This window comes from Waterburya sp. (genome assembly GCF_058530065.1).
This window is the reverse complement of record NZ_JBZNBU010000189.1, coordinates 22,710-44,192: the sequence shown is the minus strand read 5'-3', so window position 1 is coordinate 44,192 and position 21,483 is coordinate 22,710. Positions and strand designations below refer to the sequence as shown.

The window sequence follows — 21,483 nt, the reverse complement described above, 5'->3', positions numbered from 1 at the left end:
TTTGGGTAAGGGTTCGATTTCTCGGTCGGAATCAGTTAAAGTATCTCCCGTTTTTGCCCCTTCCATGCGCCCCAGAGCTACAATTTGACCCACGCTAGCTTTTTGAATCGGGGTTTGCTGTTGACCCATTAATTGATATATGCCACCAATGCGATCGCCATTGAGAGTCATACCGTCAGAGATTTGACCTTGCCACACCCTAACTAAAGATAAACGTCCTCCTTGAGCGGTAAAGTAGGTCTTGAGAACTTGAGCGATGGCATCCCCTTCTGGTTTAGCTTGCAAGCCACGACGTTCTGCCGTAATGTCTGGGGAAGGAGCTTCTTTAACCAAAGCATCTAATAAAGGACGTACTCCATAATCTCGTTCTGCTATACCCAAAAATACGGGAACGATGGAATCAGCACTTAAATCTTTCTTCAGATCTTGTAAAATTTCAGCCTGAGGCGGTTCGATGTCTTCGACAAGTTCTTCTAATAAGCGATCGTCAAAATTTGCCAGGGTTTCTAGCATCTCATTTCTGGCAGCTTGTTCGACCTCCGCCAAATGTTCGGGAAAAGCAACGGGATCGGCAGGCAGATCGGGATGATAGTGATATGCCTGTTCGGTAATTAGATCGATGTAGCCAATACAAGCTTCGTTTTGATGGATGGGATATTGTTGGGGAACTAAAGGACGGCTGGAAAGTTCTTGAAGAGCGTGAAGAATTTCTAAAAAGCCGTAGGAACTGCGATCGATTTTGTTAATAAAGACCAGGTGGGGAATCGACCAGTCATCGAGAAATTGGAACAGGGGTGCTAAAGTCAACACCTTTTCGATTACTGGCTCGCAAACTACTACTACCACTCCCGCGCCAACTAAGGCATTGTAGGTTTCTTGGGTAAATTCAACCGAACCAGGACAGTCGAGAAAAGTAAAATTAGTATCTTGATATTGGCTATTAGCTACGGATAATTCTATAGTGCTGTGGCGATCGCGGGCTTCTGGAGAACCATCTCCTATAGTATTGCCATCTTTAATATTGCCTTTACGAGTAATTTTTTGAGTAACAAATAAAATACTTTCTAATAATGTAGTTTTTCCGCCAGAATAGGGGCCGACAATTGCTACATTACGCACGTTCGTGATGCCGTTTTGACTCATGACTTCACCTCAAAGTAGATTGTATGGGTTTTTCTAAAAACACCGATCGCCAGGGCGATCGAGTTTGAAGGAGAATATATGGAGGTATTTAACATTGCTGTCGATTCTACTTTGAGATTACTACTGCTAGGCATTGACTGAATAAAAATTGTAATCTCTCGTAATAGCAACAGTACATTTCGATCTAAAAGTAAAGATAATTATGCTTGAGGTCTAAAAAAAGTTACAATTATTAAAATAGTGGTACTAAAGATCCCCTATATTATTCAGATCTAAGATTTTTGCAGTGGAAACGCCTCAAACTAACCCAATTGTTTTTGATTCTATTGATTCTGCTTTAGCTGATATTAAAGCAGGTCGTTCTGTTGTAGTTGTAGACGATGAAAACCGCGAAAACGAAGGCGATGTAATTTGTGCGGCTCAATTTGCAACTCCTAGCACGATCAATTTTATGGCGGTAGAAGCTAGAGGCTTGATCTGTTTGGCAATGACAGGCGATCGCCTAGACGCTTTAGACTTACCATTAATGGTAAATAAAAATACCGATCCCAACCAAACAGCCTTTACCATTAGCATTGATGCTTCTCCTAAATTAGGAGTAACTACAGGTATTTCCGCAGAAGACCGCGCTCGTACCATACAAGTAGCCATCAACCCTGCCAGCCGCCCTGAAGATTTGGTACGTCCTGGTCATATTTTTCCTTTACGAGCTAAAGTCGGAGGAGTGTTAAAACGGGCAGGGCATACGGAAGCAGCAGTCGATCTAGCTCGCCTAGCAGGGCTTTATCCTGCGGGGGTTATCTGCGAAATTCAAAACCCCAACGGTTCGATGGCAAGATTGCCTGAGTTAGTGGAATATGCCAAGGAACACAATTTAAAACTAATTAGCATTGCCGACTTAATTAGCTATCGCCTCCAACACGATCGCTTTGTTTATCGGGAAACAGTCTGTGAATTTCCCAGTCAATTTGGCGAGTTTAAAATTTATGCCTATCGCAATGCGTTAGATAATACGGAACATCTGGCGATCGTTAAAGGAGAATTGGCAGATTTAAGTAACAAACCTGCAATGGTAAGGATGCATTCGGAATGTCTGACAGGGGACGCTTTAGGCTCGATGCGTTGTGACTGTCGGATGCAATTACAAGCAGCTTTAAAAATGATCGAAGCTAATGAATTGGGGGTAGTGGTATATCTGCGTCAGGAAGGTCGAGGTATTGGTTTGGTTAATAAATTAAAAGCCTATACTCTACAGGATATGGGTTTGGATACGGTCGAAGCCAATGAAAGATTGGGTTTCCCCGCCGACTTGAGAGACTATGGCATGGGGGCGCAAATTCTCAATGACTTGGGTGTCAAACAAATTAAATTAATTACCAATAATCCCCGCAAAATAGCTGGCTTAAAAGGCTATGGATTAGAAATAGTCGATCGCTTGCCTTTATTAATCGAAGCTACCGATTATAATTCGGTGTATCTGGCTACCAAAGCCAAAAAATTAGGTCATTTACTCCTACAAACTTACTTGGTTACTGTGGCTATCAATTGGCAGGGAGAAGTATCTAGCGAAATCCGCTACCAAAAACTCGATAAAATTCGCTATTTGGCTCAAGAACAAAACTTATTAGTACAAGAAGAAGCAAGACCAATTGCGATCGCTTTGTTTAGTAATTCTTCCTTAATTTTCCATCTTGGTTTAGATCGACCAAACTTAGTTAAAAGTAATTGGTATCAAGATCTTAATCATCCCTATTTAGCAGGAATTATCAAAATTTTAGATGTTTTAGGAGATTGGCAAGATGTAAATCTTTTAGAATTTTTAATTGCTGTGGGAGAAGACCCGATGACAGGACTGCAAGTTAAATTAGAACGCCAAAATTATCATCTTGATTTAAAACCTTCTTCTCTGGCTAATAATTTAGAAGGTCAAATAATTTACAGTTTTGATAAACATTAAATGACAATAGTTTGGCTGTTTTATTGTTAAATAAATTACAATATTTTCCTGAAAAAAAATTGCTCTGTGCATCTATTTTTGTTTATGATACAAAACAGTTTGCTTTTTTTATAGGTAATAACCCAGACTCTGATGCAGCAAAATTCACCAAACAACATAGAGCATCAAACATTTGCTAAAAGTGAATTGATTCCTCTTCAAAGCGATATTTACTGGTTGTTGCAACAGGGCATTGTCAAAACCTCTACTTGGACGGAAGAAGGACATCCCATCACATTGGGATATTGGGGTGCGAAAGATATGATTGGGCAACCCCTATCTCTGGTCGAACCCTGTCTGGTAAAGTGTATGACTGAGGTGCAAGCCTTAGCTATTCCCGTCCAACAGCTAGGTAGCGTTAGCGACTTTATTCATCGTCACGTACAGCAAACAGAACAATTGCTATGTATTATTCGCGCCGAGACAATGTATCAAAAACTGCGTCAGATATTAATCTGGTTGAGTCGTAAATTTGGCAAAGAAGTTGGAATTGGTCGGTCGATCGATTTGCGCATCACCCATCAAGATTTGGCAGAAATTATTGGGGCAACTAGAGTGACAGTAACCAAAATAGTCAACCAGTTAGAAAGAGAGGGTTTTCTAAGTCGTCCAGAAAGAAATACAATCGTTTTACTCAATTCAAACAATAACGATCGGTAATTTTTTATGTCTTCTATGGTCAGCATCCATGATGGTGCTAATAATTCTCAACTACTGGCGATCGCTCCCAAGAAATCGGGAGTTAGTGTTAAGGGTACGATAACTATTCCAGGGGATAAATCCATCTCCCATAGAGCTTTAATGTTAGGTGCGATCGCCGAAGGAGAAACCACCATAGAAGGCTTGTTATTAGGAGAAGATCCCCGCAGCACCGCAGCTTGTTTTCGAGCGATGGGAGCAGAAATTTCCGAACTAAATAGTCAGCAAGTAATCGTCAAAGGGGTAGGCTTAGGCAATCTTCAAGAGCCAGCTAATATTTTGGATGCGGGCAACTCTGGTACGACCATGCGCTTGATGCTGGGTTTACTCGCTTCTCACCCCGATCGCTTGTATGTAGTTACGGGGGATAATTCCTTGCGATCGCGCCCCATGTCGCGGGTAGTCAAACCCCTGACTCAAATGGGTGCGAGCATTTGGGGGAGAAAAAACAACTCTCTCGCCCCTCTCGCAGTGAAAGGACAACAACTAAAACCCACTCACTACCATTCCCCCATTGCTTCGGCTCAAGTAAAATCATGCGTCCTGTTGGCAGGCTTGATGGTAGATGGCAAAACTACAGTCACCGAACCAGCTTTATCCCGCGATCACAGCGAGAGAATGTTACGAGCTTTTGGCGCAACTTTAGATATTGACCCCGATACCAATAGCGTCACCCTCACAGGACAGCCTACCTTAAAAGGACAACCAGTAATTGTTCCTGGAGATATTAGTTCTGCTGCTTTTTGGTTGGTGGCTGGAGCAATCGTTCCTGGTTCGGATTTACTCATTACCAACGTGGGGGTTAACCCGACTCGTACTGGGGTATTAGAAGCTCTAGCCATGATGGAAGCAGATATCCAACGGGAAAACGAAAGAATTGTCGCAGGAGAACCTGTCGCAGACTTAAGGGTTAAATATAGCCGTCTCAAAGCTTGTGAGATATCGGGCGTTCTGATTCCCCGTTTAATCGACGAAATCCCCATTCTAGCTGTCGCTGCGGCATTTGCCGAGGGAACTACCGTAATTAAGGATGCTGCCGAATTGCGAGTTAAGGAAAGCGATCGCTTGGCAGTTATGGCGACAGAATTAGGCAAAATGGGGGCAAATATTAGCGAATTGAGTGATGGTTTGGAAATAACTGGTGGAAACCACCTTCAAGGGGCAGAAGTAGACAGTTATACCGATCACCGTATTGCCATGAGTCTGGCGATCGCTGCTTTAAATGCCCAAGGCAAAACTACTATCGCCCGCGCCGAAGCGGCTTCGATTTCTTATCCTAATTTTGTCAGCACCCTCAAAGAAGTAATAAGTAATGAGTAATTAAGTAACCTTAGTTCGGGATAAGAGAATTGCTCGAAGAGAATAGTCTTTAGTCTTTAGTATTTAGTTCTTTTATTATCACCCTACTCCCCTACTCCCCAGTCAATCCATTGTGGCTCATAGATTATAAAGTCATTCTGGGAAAACGATAAAATATAAACTATATACTAAGAAGAGATTTTGAAAAGCAGATATTAAATCTATGGTTACTGTTGTTGCAGTTGAAAAGAAAAAATTAGATAATCCACCTTTAGATATTCACTATTTGGGCGATCGCGTTTTGCGTCAGCCAGCCAAACGTATTGCTAAAGTTGACGACAAAATTCGCACTACTATTAGGGAAATGCTGCAAACCATGTACAGTGCCGATGGTATTGGTTTGGCAGCACCCCAAGTAGGTATCAACAAACAGTTAATTGTTATTGATATTGCTTTAGACAAACCAGACGAGCCTCCTTTGGTTTTGATTAATCCTAAAGTTGTTAAAGCCAGCAACAATTTTTGTAACTCCGAAGAAGGTTGTTTGAGTATTCCTGGGGTATATCTAGAAGTAACTCGCCCTGAAGAAATCGAAGTAACTTATAAAAACGAACAGGGAAAACCCTGTAAACTAAAAGCTAACGGTTTATTAGCCCGTGCTATTCAACACGAGATGGATCATCTCAATGGGGTGATGTTTGTCGATCGCGTCGAAAATGGTTTGGCTTTGAACGAAGAATTGAAAAAACGCGGTTTTGCTGTGAGTGCGGTTAAGCCAATTAAAAAATAAAAACTATAAATAACCTCAAAGGAGCATAAAAAATGATTTCAATGACACCAAAAAGCGGGGTCTGTTTGTTGCTATGTTGCATCACCGCGATCGCAGGAGTAGGTTCGGTATTTGAACTTTCTTCTGGTAACCCCGAACTAGGTAGTATGGTGACGGGGCTTATTTTGGCAGCCAGCATTCCCCTAACAGCTATTTTGTTTTGGGTAGCAGTGCAGGATACTAAAGCCAATCAAAGCTAGATGTGGAGACAGGGAGACGGGGAGATATTATCCCGCGAAGACGGGACGAGGTGACATCACGACTCCTGACTCCTGACTTCTTTAAACTCTGCCATAACGAGCTATTTCTGCGTTTCCCATTTCATTTTTTAACCAAGCCCACATCTGATCGCCTAAAGAAAAGTGCCACCATTCTCCAGGATGTCGTTGAAAACCAGCATTAGTCATAACTCGATAGAGTAGTTGGCGATTGAATTGATATTGTTGATTTTCATTATCGCGATCGCTAACATAGTAGTCGGGATGCGATCGCTCGGAAAGTTCGTCAAATTCTCCACCCATATCTAAAGTTTCGCCGCGATCGTTAATAATCGTTACGTCTACTGCTGCACCAGTGCTATGAGGGGGTGGCATTTTACGGTCTAAACTAGGTGCTGCCCATAATTGGTATACTTGACCCCACAGATCTTGACGCTCTCTTGCTGATAGTTTTTGTTCCTGAAGATTGCGACTTTTGAGCAAAGAGTTGTAGGTGTAGTTCACCATAAACTGCTGCACTCCTACTGGACGATAGGCATCATATATTTTAATTTTCCAGTTGGGATAGCGTTTCTCCAATAAAAATTGTGCTTCCAACAAAGCCTTGACTACTCCTTGGCGCAAACAGTAAGGAGATTTTTTACCATATTCTGCCCCCAATTTTTCATAGGGATGGGGTAATTCTACCGAAAAGTTATCTAGGGGTATTGCAATAAGAGGTTCGCCACAATCTTGAATGGGAATCTGATGATATGGTTTCACGATTAATGGGTAATGAGTAATGGGTAATGAGTAATGGGTTAAAAACTAAAAACCATTAGTTTGCTATCCATGTACAAAGTCTAGTCAAATTTTTACCTACATCCATCCAAAATGACTAGTCGATCGCTAGCAATCATAAATCATAATATTGTTTTCCACATCAAGCATTACAGATATTATGAAAAATACAAATTAGCATTGTAGGCGATCGCACTTTACATGAATATCTTTCTTGAAACAGAACGACTTATTTTACGTAACTTAACCGAAGACGATCTAGATTGTCTGGTGGAGTTGGATAGCGATCGGTTAGTGATGCGCTACATTAATGGCGGAATTGCAGTTAGTCGGGATGCGATCGCCAAGAGCTTTTTACCCTACGTTAAAAGTTATGATTCCCAAGCAGATTATGGTTTTTGGGCAATACTTGCTAAACCCGATCGAGAGTTTATCGGCTGGATCTTTTTACGTCCTGAAATGGATTTTGAATTGTTACGTCAGTTGAATCTTGCCGAAGCAGACGCTACAGAAATAGGCTACCGCATAGGGCGATCGCATTGGAATCGAGGATATACAACCGAAGCAGCAAGGAGTCTAATCGATCGAAGTTTTACCAAATCAAACATAGCTAAAATATCTGCATGGGCTTTAAAGGAAAATCGGGCTTCAACTAGAGTCATGGAGAAAGCTGGTTTAAAGTTGCAGCAAGAGTATTTGGTAACTGCAGATATGCTATCTTCTAGTTTATTATCAGATGCTTTAGTGCAAAATGTCTTAAATCGTCCGTTTGTTAGGTATCAGTTATTAAAATCAACTCCAGCTTCAAAAATGAATAATGAGTAATGAATAATTAATAATCAATTATTAATTGGTAAAGATCTACTAGTTCCAATTCCAGATCTATAGCAGCTAGTTTGATTACCACATCTTCTGTTTCGTATTCTGACCCTATATATAGTATATACATACATATTTTTTTGATTTAAACACTATATATGGTGGTATGATACCAATCTCAAAGTTCAAGAGATTAAATTAAAGATGGATCATTTACGGGAATGGAAAGCAAGTGGAGTAAAGGAGGAATTAACCAACTTAAATGTAGTTTCTCTTGAAGGTACTTCCCCTGCTGAATATTTGCTTTATTCAGATTCTATCCCTAGAAGAAATGATGGCAGAATAAGTGAAGGTTTTCTTCAACGTTATGCCCATACCGATGCTGGCGGTTGGTGGTGTTCGGGAATTGATGTTTTAAGTGGAGAAGAAGATATTTGGGGCTGTTTCAAACCCAATTCTCCCCGCAATAGTTGCGATCGCCTGATTAAATACGAACATCCTCCTAAAACTAGTACTGGCTTATTTGCCCTGAAAGTCACTCTGGATATCTGGCAAGAGATAGCCGAGTCGGCAAAAGTGACTATCGCCCCAGAAGCAATTAAATCCGACAGTGCGGACTTGGGTTTTTGGCAGTGGTTGAGCGATCGCCCAGAAGTACCCCTGTGTATTACGGAAGGGGCAAAAAAAGCTGGGGCATTATTATCCGCTGGCTATGCTGCGGTGGCTTTGCCAGGGATTAATAACGGTTATCGCACTCCTAAAGATAGTAATGGCAAGCGAATTGGTAAATCCCATTTGATTCCTCAGTTGGCTAAACTAGCAGTGCCAGGAAGAACAGTATATCTTGTTTTCGATCGCGATTCTAAACCAAAAACCGTTAAGGCTGTTAATGCAGCGATTAAAAAAACTGGCTATTTATTACAAAAAGCTGGCTGTCGGGTCAAAGTGGTTACTTGGAGTCCCAGTTGGGGTAAAGGAGTAGATGATTTAATTGTCGATCGCGGCAAAGAGTCTTTTTCCCAGGCTTATGAAGATGCTTTGGACTTAGAAACTTGGAAAGCAAAGTCTTGGACTAATTTAACTTATCCGACAGATCTAGAACTCAACAGTCGTTATTTACCCGAATTAGCAATTTCTCCCACAACTAAATTAGTAGGCATTAAATCTCCCAAAGGTACGGGAAAAACTGAAGCTTTAACTAAAATTGTCACCGATGCGATCGCTCGCCAGCAAAAGATTTTGGTTATTGGACATCGAGTACAGTTAGTTAGAGAACTATGTCAGCGATTTGGTTTGAGTTATGTGAGCGACATAGATCCTCTCGCTCGCAACATTGCAAATTATGGCTTATGTATTGATTCTCTACACGGCACTTCTCAGGCTCAATTTAACCCCCAAGATTGGACGAATAGCTTAGTCATCATTGATGAAGTGGAACAGGTGTTGTGGCACGCTTTAAACTCTAGTACTTGTAAAGAGCGTCGAGTAGAAATCTTAAAGTGCTTTAAAACTTTGATGCAAAATGTTCTAGGAGATAGAGGACAAGTATATGTAGCCGATGCCGACTTGAGCGATATTTCCTTAGACTATTTAATTTCTTTGTCGGGAATGGAAATCAAACCCTTCATCGTGCAAAATATCTGGCAAAGCGATCGCCATGTATCTTGGCAAGTATATAACTATACAGGCAAAAGTCCCAAGAAATTAGTCAGCAATCTAACTAGCTACATTCAGCAGGGAGGTAAGCCCCTAGTTTGTCTTTCGGCACAGAAATTAACTAGTAAATGGAGTACCCAAACCCTAGAAGCATATTTAACACAAAAATTTCCCCAGAAAAAAATTCTGCGGATCGATTCCCAATCTCTAGCCGACTCCAGCCATCCCGCCTATGGTTGCATTGCCAAATTAGAAGCCATAATGTGGCAATACGATGTGGTTTTAGCCAGTCCTTCCATTGAAACGGGAATTTCCATCGATCTTAAAGACCATTTTACTTCCGTTTGGGCGATCGCTCAGGGGATTCAAGCAGAAAATGCCGTACGCCAAACTCTATCGCGCCTGCGTCAAAATGTTCCCCGTCACCTGTGGTGTGCTAATTATAGTTTTAATAAAATTGGCAACGGTTCGACTTCCATTCCTGCTTTATTAAGTTCCAATCAACGGTTTACCCAATTAAATATTCGCTTGCTACAACAGTCAGACTTTAGCTATCTCGACGATCTGGATACGGGTTTTCAAGCGGAATCCTTATTGTGCTGGGCAAAAATGGCAGTACGGTTTAATGCAGCAGCAGTCAATTACCGCAATTCTATTTTGGCGGGACTAAAAGGGGAAGGACACCAAATTTTAGCAGCCTCTAAATTTAAACCCGAACCCCCCAAAGCCAAAACTGATAGTTGTTTGGTAGAAGCCATAACTGAAATTAGCCATCAAAACTATTTAGCGGAATGTAGGGCGATCTCAACTTCTCCCAATCTTAACGAACAAGAATATCAGACACTCAAAAAATGTCCGATCAAATCCATTAGCGATCGCCGTATTCTGCGCAAGTACGAATTACAACAACGCTATCATCTCCCCATTACTCCAGAATTAGTTTCTCTCGACGATGACGGTTGGTATGAAAAAATTAGATTGCATTATTTCTTAACTGTAGGTCGTCCTTACTTAGCAGATCGCGATACTCAGGTTGCCCGCAAACTAATCGCCAGAGGTAATGGTAGCTTATTTCTACCCGATTTTAATAACTCCCAATTAGGGGCAGCAATCGGCACTTTAGAATTATTAGGTATTCCTGTTTTGTTGCAAGATATCTCGCGGGAGTTATGCAATATCGATCCAGAATTACAATCTTTAGCAAAAATTGCCTTAAACAATCGTCGGGAAATTAAAACTATTCTCAATCTTGGTATCGCCAAAAACTATAGCCCCGTTACTATAATCAGTCGCTTGCTGAGTAAAATCGGCTGTAAAATTAAATGCCAGCGTTTGCAGAGTTGGCAGAAAAAAAGAATCAGAGTATATCAGATTTTAGCCCCAGAAGATTCGAGAGATAAAGTCTTTAGTCACTGGTTAAATATAGATCGCCAACGTCCTGGTAGTTCTTTATTCTGGTCGCAAGACAACCGCCAATCCTGCCAGTTACACCAGTCGCCTTTGGTCGATAATTACCATCAATTAAGCTTGGATCTTTGATAGTTTTCTGTTAAATGTTAACTATTAACTGTTCAAGAATACCTCAAGATGACAAATGCGATCGCAACTGCTCTTCAATCGATTGTCGATAGAGACACTGAATTAATCGAACTCAGTCAAGCTGATTCCCATTGGCAAACTAAAATCAATTCGGCAATTAAAAATAACCAGCAATCGATCTATTTAGTATTTCCTCATACTGTAGATAGTCTCTCTGCGATCGTCAAACAAGCATCCCAAGAACAATGGAGGCTGTTGATTTGCGGTAACGGTACTAAATTAGCTTGGGGAAAGCAGACTGACAATATTCAGCTAGTTGTTAGCACGCAAAAATGCGATCGCCTTATCGAACACGCTGTCGGAGACTTGACGGTAACCGTAGAAGCGGGAATGAAGCTTAAGGATCTCCAAGCAATATTGCGATCGCACGCGCAATTTTTGCCACTCGATCCTGCCTATCCAGATAGTGCTACTGCAGGGGGAATTGTGGCGACAGCGGATACTGGTAGCTATCGTCAAGGTTATGGGGGGGTTCGCGATTTATTATTGGGTATTTCTTTTGTACGGGCGGATGGTGCGATCGCCAAAGCAGGGGGAAGAGTAGTTAAAAATGTGGCTGGTTACGACTTAATGAAATTGTTTACTGGAGCTTATGGCACTCTGGGAATTATTTCTCAACTGACATTTCGCACCTATCCTAAAATTTCTACTTCTAAAACTCTTTTATTAACAGGCGAAGCAAAAGCTATTGCTAAAGTTACTCAAACCATCCGTAATTCTAGCTTAACGCCCACTGCCATGGATTTATTATCTGAAGGGGCGATCGACTCTTTAAAATTATCTGGAGAAGTGGGTTTAATATTGCGCTGGCAAACCATTCCCGAAAGCATCGAACAGCAAATCAAACGGGTCAAAGCAATTGTCGATGGGTTAAATATTATCGCCCATGACTATGAAGGAGAAGCAGAAACAAACTTATGGCAACAATGCGCCAATCTCACTAACCTACCCAATTCCGAAAATGCAGTCACTGCCAAATTTGGTCTTGCCCCTGCTGTTGCGGTGGATTTTTTGCGCTCGCCAGCAATAGTCAATGGTAATGTAGCTGGGAGAATTCATGCCAGTAGCGGTATCGGACAGTTACAACTAGATCGTCCTGATGATGAGGTTATTTTAAAAATGCGATCGCACTGCCAACAAAACTACGGTTTTTTGACTATGCTTCATGCCCCTTCAACTATCAAGCAACAAATAGATGTCTGGGGCTATCAAGATAACGCCCTCAAAATCATGCAAGCCCTCAAAGACCAATTCGACCCGCAAAATATCTTGAATTGCGATCGCTTTTTAGTTTAATGTTTAATGTTGTTTGATGGGCGATCGCTAAAACAGCCCATTTCCACACTTATAGCGATCCTCAGTCAATGTTTATTACAAAACTTTGCAATCCTGGTAATGCTCGTGACTATTACCTTAAGCTGACAATTACTATCTAACAAATGGCATTAATAATAAATATTTTTTTATATGACTGTTTCTCCCCATCTAAAAGCTAAGGCATTAAAGCCAGGTAGCCGTCGTCCCGCTAAAGAGCTATGTAGTGAATGCGGACTTTGCGATACTTACTATATACATTATGTTAAGGAAGCTTGTGCTTTTCTCAATCAGCAAATTGCTGAGTTGGAAACAGTCGCTCACGGTCGCAGCCGCGATTTGGCAAGGGAAAATGACTTGTATTTCGGAGTCAATCAAGAAATGATGGCTGCCCGCAAAAAACAACCCATTGAAGGGGCGCAGTGGACGGGAATCGTCAGCACGATCGCTTGTGAGATGTTAGAGAAGAAAATAGTAGAAGGGGTAGTCTGCGTCCAAAATACTGCTGAGGATCGCTTTCAACCAATGCCTATTATCGCTCGCACTCCTGAAGAAGTATTGGCAGCAAAAGTAAACAAACCGACTCTTTCCCCCAATCTCAATATATTAGAACAGATCGAACAGTCAGGAATGAAACGCCTATTGGTAATTGGCGTGGGCTGTCAAATTCAAGCTTTGCGGGCGGTAGAAAAAGAATTAGGCTTAGAAAAGCTTTATGTGTTGGGTACTCCCTGCGTTGATAATGTCAGTCGCGAAGGGTTACAAAAGTTTTTGGATACTACTAGTAGATCTCCCGATACAGTAGTGCATTACGAATTTATGCAAGACTTTCGGATACATTTTAAACACAAAGATGGCTCGATTGAAAAAGTTCCTTTCTTTGGCTTAAAAACCAATCAACTCAAAGATGTTTTTGCCCCTTCCTGCATGAGTTGTTTTGACTATGTTAATTCTCTAGCCGATCTAGTCGTGGGCTATATGGGCGCGCCCTTTGGCTGGCAGTGGATTGTCGTGCGTAACGATACTGGTAAAGAAATGTTAGATCTGGTACGCGACCAATTAAATACTCAACCAGTTAGTTCCAGTGGAGATCGCCATAATGCCGTACAGCAAAGCATTCCCGCTTACGATAAGGGGGTAACCCTTCCCATGTGGGCGGCAAAAATGATGGGAGTAGTCATCGAACGTATTGGCCCCAAGGGATTGGAATACGCTCGTTTTTCTATTGATTCTCACTTTACTCGCAACTATCTCTATCTCAAGCGCAAACATCCTGAAAAGTTAGAGCAGCACGTCCCTGAATATGCGAAGAAAATAGTTTCACAATATAAATTACCCGAATAGAGTGGGTAATAGGCATTGGTGACAACTTAACGCTTTGTACCTAGGGTAAATCGCTCTTGAGTAACAAGTAATGAGTACGATAGTTGTCTGAACTTATTAAAGAAGAGCGAACGTTTTCTTTTTAAATCTATATATAGTGTAGTAAATATACCTATACTTAGTCCTTTTTTTCTGCCACAAATTCAATATTAGTGGCTAAATATTTTAAAGGAGTATACTCCGTACAAAATTGGTCTAAAGATTCAAACAACTGATATCGGGGATATTTAATACTATTTTTTGGTAGCAATTGTCTGTGCCACAAATCTATAATTTCAAAGTGAGAATTATTTAATAGTTCTCTTACTTGAGATTTAGAATAAAGGCGATCGTGATAGTAATTACCTCGAAGATGAGCGATATTTTGAGTATAAGAAAATATATAGGGTAAATTAAAACAAAATAATAATCCTCTTGCCTTGAGAATTCGATTTATTTCGAGAAGAGATTGAAAATCTTGGGATACGTGTTCTAATACGCCGAAACTCAAGACCACATCCATCGATTCGTTTGCGTAGGGTAGCTTGTAGGGGTGAGATAGGGGTTCGACAGGAATATGATGCTCGTCCAAAATTGGCGTTTCTTGTCCAAAACTCGAATCATTATCGGCAGATTTAAGGTCGCAACAAATTGTTTTAGCCCCTAATTTATTTAAAAGATATGAAACATGACCTTTTCCACTACCCCAATCTAAGATCTGGAGAGCGTCTATTTTTTGTTGACAATGACGTTCGGATAATGCTTTAACAAATAACGTTAAATATAGATAAATATTTTGACCCGCAGGATTTTTTAAGAAACTATGACTGGCAAAACCATCTACTGTTTTGAGCAACTCCACGTCTAAAGGAATTGGTATCGAAAAGATTTGCTTTCTCAGTTGAGAATATGATTGTTTCATAGTTCGATCTCTTCATTAATTATTGGTACGATCTTATCGAGCGATCGCGATCGTGGTTTAGACTCTTAAGATAAATTACTTATCCCATTAACTATCTTGTGGATTATTGCTGTAAATTGAGTAGTTATTAGGCAAGCATTGGGAGCTTAAAAAAATCAGATGGGGAATAATCGGGATGTAGTAGTCATTACGGGGATGCACCGTTCTGGTACATCTTTGACCGCATCCTTATTACAAAGTGCGGGAGTTTTTATTGGCGATCGTCTTTTAGGGATTAATTTGAGCAATCCCAAAGGACATTTTGAAGATTTAGATTTTGTCGAGTTGCATCAAAATATTTTGCAGTCTCAAGGACTAGCCAGCGAAGGCTGGAACGATAATACTGGCAAACAAATCTCTCTACAATATGTCTCTACAGCGCAGCAATTAATTGTAGACAGAAAGCAATACTCAATCTGGGGTTGGAAAGATCCCCGCACGGTATTGTTTTTAAATTTTTGGTCGGAATTAGTCCCTCAGCTAAAGTACGTTTTTGTCTATCGTTCCCCTTGGGAAGTTGTAGACTCTTTATATCGTCGAGGAGATCCTTTATTTCGAGGCAATCCTAAAATCGCCATTCAAACTTGGATCGATTACAATCAGAAAATTTTGCATTTTTGTCAGACTACCCCTCAACCCTGGATCTTATTAAGAATTGAAGACATTATCGATCGCCCGCAGTTTATTATTAATTCCATCAAACAAAAATTATCCCTCGACTTAAAATCGCCCCAAAACCTCTACGACGATACTTTGTTTAGCAACAGTAAAGTCAATTTATATCGGGCGCAGGCGACCATGGTATACAAATATTTCCCTCAAGCTATCAAACTCTACGGGCAACTTCACGAACTCGCTACTTTAGGAGAAACTACCATCTCTTATACTATGAAAAAATCACCCTATCCAGTTTGGTTTTGGCAAAACTGGCTCGATCGACCTATTATTAGGGTCAAAACTTTTCGATATTGGTCGAGGCTCAAAACAATCGATAATTAACAGTTAGTCTTTAATTATTGGTTGCACAATAGAGCGTAGCAAGTATTAAAATATTAAACAATAATTTGTAAGTTGGTTTAATTCAAAAAAAATACACTACTGTTTGCTTCGAGCATTTACCTGTTCTCTAATTCTCAAAGAAAATAATGACCAATATAGCCCAAAATAATTCTGTAACGATCGTAACAACGGGAATGCACCGTTCTGGGACTTCTTTAACCGCATCCTTGTTACAAAGTGCGGGAGTAAATATTGGAGATCGTCTTCTGGGTGAGGATCGAGGCAATCTCCCAGGACATTTTGAAGATTTAGATTTTGTGGAATTTCATCAAAATGTTCTGCAATCTCAAGGAATTAGCATTGCAGGGTGGACGGAAAAAAGTTCGCTGGAAGTGCAACCACAATATTTAAAACCAGCCTTAGATTTAATTTCAGCCAGACAAGACAAACCTCTATGGGGTTGGAAAGATCCTCGTACTACTTTGTTTTTGGATTTTTGGTCGAAATTAATTCCTCATGCCAAATATGTCTTTGTTTATCGATCGCCTTGGGATGTAGTGGATTCTCTCTTTCGTCGCGGAGACGTAATTTTTCGCACGAATCCTAATTTTGCAGTCAAGCAGTGGTGTCATTATAATCAAATAATTTTAGACTTTTATCAGCATCAACCAAAAAAATGTCTCTTATTAGAAATTTCTAGTATTATTGACGACCCCGATCGCATCATAGATTTATGCCAACAAAAATGGCAACTAGAACTGTCTTCAACCTCAAAGTCTTCTACTTCATCTGCTGGGGATATTTATCAACCATCACTTTTTACCGTCGATAGTAATTATTATCGTCAAACTGCAATTAGTAAGTTTTTCCCCCAAGCTCTAGATTTATACAATCAACTAAAGCAACAGGCAGATCTGAATCAGTCTAGCGATCGATCTCAACTCATGAGTTGTAATTACGAATCTTGGGTATTGCAAGATTGGCACGATTTGCAACGAACATCCCAAGAAAAACAGCAATTAGAAACCGAGTTAAACCAAGCTCAATTAGAACTACAGAATACCAAAGAAAGACTAGCTCAACTAGAAGTCACCGAAACCGAGTTAAATCAAGCTCAATTAGAACTACAGAATACCCAATTAGAATTACAGAATACTAAAGAAAGAGTAGCTCAACTAGAAGCTACCGAAACCGAGTTAAACCAAGCTCAATTAGAACTACAGAATACCAAAGAAAAACTAGCTCAACTAGAAGCCACCGAAACCGAGTTAGATCGAGCTCAATTAGAACTATTAGATATATCCCAACAATCAGCCAAAAATCTGCAAATAGCTCGCAAAAAAATCGAAAAATTGGGCTGTCTGGTGCGAGCTATGGAAAGTAGCAAATTTTGGCAATTCCGACAAAAATGGTTTGCCCTCAAGGAAAAATTAAATATAAAAAGCTCTGATGCCCTATACCAAGAACACCTAGAGTCAGTTAGTGTCGATGATTCTCTCGAATTTACTGTTAAACCAGTAAATACTTATTCAGAAAAAATTTATCAAGGTAACAATAGTAATTATTTAAAATTGCTCAAAGAAAATTTTCCCCATAAAGCTACTCTCAAAAAAACAGCATGGGCAATTAAATCGGGACTATCTTTTACTCCACCAGTACATCTTCAAGAACCCCCACAAAGTAAAGATCCTAAGTACCAAAAGTGGCTTGACCTCAACTATCCAGACTTATATCAACTAAGTAAGATTAAGGAAGAGCTCAAAAAAATTGACTATCAACCAAAAATTAGCATTATCGTACCCGTTTATAATCCCAATGAAGACTTTTTGCGTCAAGCGATCGATTCGGTTCTGACCCAGGTTTATTCCAATTGGGAACTATGTTTAGCCGATGATTGTTCGAGTAAACCCGAAATCAGTCAAATCCTCGAAGAATATGCTCGACAAGACCAGCGGATTAAAATTGTTTTGCGTTCAGAAAATGGACATATTAGTCGTGCTTCCAACTCTGCTGTGGAAATTGCTACGGGAGAATATCTTGCTCTTTTAGATCATGATGATTTACTCGCCCCTCACGCCCTAGCCGAAGTGGTCAAATTGCTCAATCGCCATCCAGAGGCTGATTTTATTTATTCTGATGAAGATAAAGTAAACGAACAGAATATTCACTCAGAGCCTTACTTTAAAGCTGATTGGTGTCCCGATTCTTTTTTATCGCGGATGTATACTTGTCATTTGGGAGTATATCGGCGATCGCTAGTCAACGAGATTGGTAATTTCCGAGTCGGTTTTGAAGGCAGTCAAGATTACGATTTAGTACTGCGAGTCACAGAAAAAACCGATAAAATCTTTCATATTCCAAATGTTCTCTATCATTGGCGAATTCATTTTCAATCTACGGCTGCTTTTGCAGATGCCAAGACCTATGCTTTTGATGCGGGGAGAAAAGCCTTACAAGAAGCGATCGCTCGTAGGGGAGAACCAGGAGAAGTAATTAGTAAGGTACAATTTCCAGGGGTATATACAATCCGCTACGAAATTAAAGAACACAAACTAGTTAGTATTATTATTCCTACCAAAGATTTGGCTGATACTCTCAATGTTTGTCTCAAGTCTATTTTTACTCAGACTACCTATCCTAACTATGAAGTGATTGTGATTGATAACGGTAGTGTCGAAGCCAAGACTGCCGAATGTTTTGCCTATTGGCAACAGTCACAACCCGATCGCTTTAAATGCTATCCCTATGATGTGCCTTTTAATTATTCCCAAATCAATAATTATGGGGTATCTAAAGCTAATGGAGAATATCTCCTCTTTTTAAATAACGATACTGAAGTAATTAGTTCCGACTGGTTGGAGGCAATGGTAGAACAAGTCCAACGTCCTTCTATTGGTGCAGTGGGCGGTCTATTACTCTATCCCGACGATACCATTCAACACGCGGGAGTGGTTCTGGGTATCGGTGGGGTTGCAGGACATAGCCACAAAAATTTTCATGTATCTCAACCTGGATATATTTCTCAAATAGTATCTACCAATAACTATTCTGCCGTTACAGGGGCTTGCTTGATGTGTCGTCAAGAAGTATTTGCTGAAGTTGGCGGTTTTGAAGAAAAATTGGCGATCGCTTTTAATGATGTAGATCTTTGTTTGAAAATTGTCGAGGGCGGTTATCGTAATATTTATTTACCTCATGTCGTCTTATATCACTACGAGTCGAAAAGCAGGGGTTATGAAGATACTCCCGCAAAACAAGCCCGTTTTGCCCGAGAAATCGGCTATATGCAAGAAAAGTGGCAAGATATTTGTCATGCCGATCCTTGTTATAATCCCAACCTGACTAAAAATCATGAAGACTATAGCTTGAATGTTTAATTTTCACTCAACAGTATGAAAAATACTTTAGACAACAAAAATGTCCAGAAAAGAGTCATCTTATTGATTTTTGGCTGTCTATTTCTTGGCTACTGTCTGTTGGTACTTTTGCCTTGGCAACCAGCACCTTATGGTTACGATCTCAATGATTCTTGGGGGAGTGCGGCTCATATTGCCTTTAGAGATAAAATTCAGTTTGGACAAGAGTTTATTAATACCTCTGGTCCTTATGGTTTCTTACGGGTAGCCCATTATTATTTTCCCGAAACCTATGGCTATGGTTTTGGTTTTAGTGTCTTAATTGCCCTGGCTACTTGGGCGGGACTATTTAGACTAGTTCGATATTGTTTGAGTCGTGGTGATGGATCGATATTTTTCTTGATTCCTATATTGTGGTTTTTTCCCAACCAAGACGTATCCCTCGAATCGTTTCAATTTATTTTGCTAATCTTGCCTTTAATACTCTACTTTTACGTTAGCAAGCAGATAACTCCTGCATTAATTCTGACAACTATTAATGGAGCATTAGCCAGCCAGATCGAACAAACCTATTTTATTTTGGCGATCGCTTTTATGAGTTTAATTGCGATCGATGAGATCGGCAAACTAAAAAGAATCCCGCGAGTAGCTTCGGTTTATATCGCTTTTATGCTGATATTTTGGCTGTTTGCAGCCCAAGATCTGGGCAATATTCCCGCTTATATTGTCAATAGCTTAGAAGTGGTTCGAGGATTTAGTGCCTCTATGGGCTTGCCTGGGGAGTTGAGAGAAGTTTTACTTTATTTGTTTGTTGTTAGCACCTTTTTACTGCTAACAACCATAACCGAGCTGCAAAATCGTTCTTGGTGGAGAATATTACCGATATTAGGCTTGGCAATAATTTTCTTTATTACTTTCAAAAAGGCATTTACTCGTCACGATAGTCACGCATTGCAAGCAGTCTTTAATGCCACCCCTGTAATGCTAATTTACACGGCAATATTATGGTCTTCGATCAAAAATCTTTGGCTCAAAGTTAAAATTTTGAGGTTTCCTCCGTTGCTGCTGTTATGGGGTATTACCGCAATCTCGACCATTATCATGAGTTCGGTGATTTTAAATAACTATCTTCAATATGGTTGCGGTAGTTACGCTGTTAAAACCATCGATCGTGTTATTCGACGATTGCCCCAGGTTGCCAAAGTAATCACGGGTCAAGAAGATTTTTTAGCCATTGCCGAACAAGGTAGAGCAGAAATTAGAGCAGCTAATATTTTACCTTCTGTATCGGGGACAGTCGATCTTTATCCCAACGAAATATCCACTATTTTTCCTTACGATTTCCCCTACCAACCCAGACCAACAGTTCAGAGTTTTTCAGCTTATACTAGCAAGCTAGCTAGATTAAATGCCGAACATTTAACTCAACCCGATGCAGCCGAAAATATTTTCTTCGACCTCAAACCAATCGACGGACGCTTGGCAACTGTTGAAGACGGTCTTTCTTGGCCAGAATTGTTAACTCGCTACGATATCGTCGATTTAGAACATAGCTATCTACTGTTAAAACGCAATCCCCAACCCCGACAATATCAATTCCAACCACTACTCAAACGAGAGGTGCAATTAAATGAATGGTTGGAAATGGAAGATCTCCAACAGCCTATTTGGGCAAAAATCGAGCTTCATCCCAATCTGATTGGCAAACTAAATACCACTCTTTTAAGATTGCCACCGATCAATATAGATATAGAAACTACCGACGGTGCGATCGCAGGATATCGTATTGTGGGAGATATTATGCAAGAAGGTTTTTTACTTTCTCCCGTACTATCTAGTAGATGGGATTTTGTGGATTTTGCTACGATTGATTGGCAAAAAAAATTAGAGGGCAAACAAATTAAACGGTTTCGGATTGCAGCAGAAGGCTTTAACGCTATGCAATATCCCAGCAAATATCAAGTTAGTCTCAGTCAACTTCAATTTCCCCGACAAAGCTTTGAAGGAATAGCCAGGTAAAGAAAATAAACTATTATAGTCATTCCAATTAATTAACTAGACGTTATGGAAAATCCTCTAGAAAGAGTCCGCATTTCTCAAACAGCGGAAGAACAACTAATCAAACTCAAGCGTGTAACCAAAATTAAGCAGTGGAATACCCTCTGTCGCTGGGCTTTATGTCGCTCCCTTGCCGAATCTAGTATCCCCTCTCCCATACCAATTAAAACCGACAGTAAAGTAGAAATAGCTTGGAATGTTTTTGGTGGTGAAATAGGAGATACATTACTAATTGCCCTCAAACAACGCTGTTATCAAGATGGATTGGGAACAGATCCAGATACTCTCAAGCAGCAATTTACCCTTCATCTCCATCGAGGTATTGGTTATTTAGCAGGGGATAGTAAAATTCAGCAAATTGAAGATTTAGTTAATGGGTAGGATCGAACATTGGT

General features: G+C 40.3%; 16 protein-coding genes. 13 read left to right on the top strand and 3 right to left on the bottom strand.

Annotated features, from left to right (window positions below; all coding sequences use genetic code 11):
- Nucleotides 1-1,143 (bottom strand): GTP-binding protein (locus tag AC33VI_RS12125; RefSeq protein WP_491782523.1); only part of this gene is annotated, 1,143 nt, incomplete at its 3' end.
- A 286-nt stretch (nucleotides 1,144-1,429) separates the two neighbouring features.
- On the opposite strand from AC33VI_RS12125, the gene ribBA reads away from it, so the two are divergent.
- The 5 genes from ribBA to AC33VI_RS12100 all read left to right on the top strand — a co-directional run bounded on the left by ribBA (nucleotide 1,430) and on the right by AC33VI_RS12100 (nucleotide 6,166).
- On the top strand, nucleotides 1,430-3,100 hold the full coding sequence (ribBA, locus tag AC33VI_RS12120; protein WP_491782522.1) for a bifunctional 3,4-dihydroxy-2-butanone-4-phosphate synthase/GTP cyclohydrolase II: 1,671 nt from the start codon (nucleotides 1,430-1,432) through the stop codon (nucleotides 3,098-3,100).
- A 132-nt stretch (nucleotides 3,101-3,232) separates the two neighbouring features.
- On the top strand, nucleotides 3,233-3,799 hold the full coding sequence (locus AC33VI_RS12115) for a Crp/Fnr family transcriptional regulator (protein ID WP_491782521.1): 567 nt from the start codon (nucleotides 3,233-3,235) through the stop codon (nucleotides 3,797-3,799).
- 6 nt (nucleotides 3,800-3,805) lie between these two features.
- Complete coding sequence (gene aroA / locus AC33VI_RS12110; protein ID WP_491782520.1) at nucleotides 3,806-5,158, top strand: 3-phosphoshikimate 1-carboxyvinyltransferase; 1,353 nt, start codon at nucleotides 3,806-3,808, stop codon at nucleotides 5,156-5,158.
- 202 nt (nucleotides 5,159-5,360) lie between these two features.
- Nucleotides 5,361-5,927: a peptide deformylase gene (gene def, locus AC33VI_RS12105; RefSeq protein WP_491782519.1), complete on the top strand. Its 567-nt coding sequence runs from the start codon at nucleotides 5,361-5,363 to the stop codon at nucleotides 5,925-5,927.
- Between the two features lie 41 nt (nucleotides 5,928-5,968).
- On the top strand, nucleotides 5,969-6,166 hold the full coding sequence (locus tag AC33VI_RS12100) for a hypothetical protein (protein WP_491782525.1): 198 nt from the start codon (nucleotides 5,969-5,971) through the stop codon (nucleotides 6,164-6,166).
- 81 nt (nucleotides 6,167-6,247) lie between these two features.
- On the opposite strand, the gene AC33VI_RS12095 is transcribed toward AC33VI_RS12100, so the two are convergent.
- Nucleotides 6,248-6,946 (bottom strand): M15 family metallopeptidase, encoded by a 699-nt coding sequence (locus tag AC33VI_RS12095; RefSeq protein WP_491782518.1) that lies wholly within the window; start codon nucleotides 6,944-6,946, stop codon nucleotides 6,248-6,250.
- Between the two features lie 219 nt (nucleotides 6,947-7,165).
- Between AC33VI_RS12095 and AC33VI_RS12090 the strand changes: the two genes are divergently transcribed.
- The 4 genes from AC33VI_RS12090 (at nucleotide 7,166) to AC33VI_RS12075 (ending at nucleotide 13,696) form a co-directional block, all read left to right on the top strand.
- On the top strand, nucleotides 7,166-7,789 hold the full coding sequence (locus AC33VI_RS12090) for a GNAT family N-acetyltransferase (RefSeq protein ID WP_491782517.1): 624 nt from the start codon (nucleotides 7,166-7,168) through the stop codon (nucleotides 7,787-7,789).
- Nucleotides 7,790-7,987: 198 nt separating this feature from the next.
- The gene (locus AC33VI_RS12085; protein WP_491782516.1) at nucleotides 7,988-10,978 is read left to right on the top strand and encodes a plasmid replication protein, CyRepA1 family; all 2,991 of its coding nucleotides are present in this window, start codon (nucleotides 7,988-7,990) and stop codon (nucleotides 10,976-10,978) included.
- 48 nt (nucleotides 10,979-11,026) lie between these two features.
- Nucleotides 11,027-12,334, top strand: a complete 1,308-nt coding sequence (locus tag AC33VI_RS12080; RefSeq protein WP_491782515.1) for an FAD-binding oxidoreductase — start codon at nucleotides 11,027-11,029, stop codon at nucleotides 12,332-12,334.
- 171 nt (nucleotides 12,335-12,505) lie between these two features.
- A complete protein-coding gene (locus AC33VI_RS12075) occupies nucleotides 12,506-13,696 on the top strand; it encodes a Coenzyme F420 hydrogenase/dehydrogenase, beta subunit C-terminal domain (protein WP_491782514.1) in 1,191 nt (396 codons plus the stop codon).
- A 157-nt stretch (nucleotides 13,697-13,853) separates the two neighbouring features.
- On the opposite strand, the gene AC33VI_RS12070 is transcribed toward AC33VI_RS12075, so the two are convergent.
- The gene (locus AC33VI_RS12070; RefSeq protein ID WP_491782513.1) at nucleotides 13,854-14,636 is read right to left on the bottom strand and encodes a class I SAM-dependent methyltransferase; all 783 of its coding nucleotides are present in this window, start codon (nucleotides 14,634-14,636) and stop codon (nucleotides 13,854-13,856) included.
- Between the two features lie 159 nt (nucleotides 14,637-14,795).
- Between AC33VI_RS12070 and AC33VI_RS12065 the strand changes: the two genes are divergently transcribed.
- From AC33VI_RS12065 to dndE, 4 genes are all read left to right on the top strand, one after another.
- Nucleotides 14,796-15,674, top strand: a complete 879-nt coding sequence (locus AC33VI_RS12065) for a sulfotransferase family protein (protein WP_491782512.1) — start codon at nucleotides 14,796-14,798, stop codon at nucleotides 15,672-15,674.
- 146 nt (nucleotides 15,675-15,820) lie between these two features.
- Nucleotides 15,821-19,051 carry a glycosyltransferase gene (locus AC33VI_RS12060; protein WP_491782511.1) on the top strand — a complete coding sequence of 1,077 codons (3,231 nt, stop codon included), beginning with the start codon at nucleotides 15,821-15,823 and terminating at the stop codon, nucleotides 19,049-19,051.
- Between the two features lie 15 nt (nucleotides 19,052-19,066).
- A complete protein-coding gene (locus AC33VI_RS12055; protein ID WP_491782510.1) occupies nucleotides 19,067-21,049 on the top strand; it encodes a hypothetical protein in 1,983 nt (660 codons plus the stop codon).
- A 45-nt stretch (nucleotides 21,050-21,094) separates the two neighbouring features.
- Nucleotides 21,095-21,469, top strand: coding sequence for a DNA sulfur modification protein DndE (gene dndE, locus AC33VI_RS12050; RefSeq protein WP_491782509.1), 375 nt, complete (start codon nucleotides 21,095-21,097; stop codon nucleotides 21,467-21,469).
- Nucleotides 21,470-21,483: the final 14 nt, after the last annotated feature.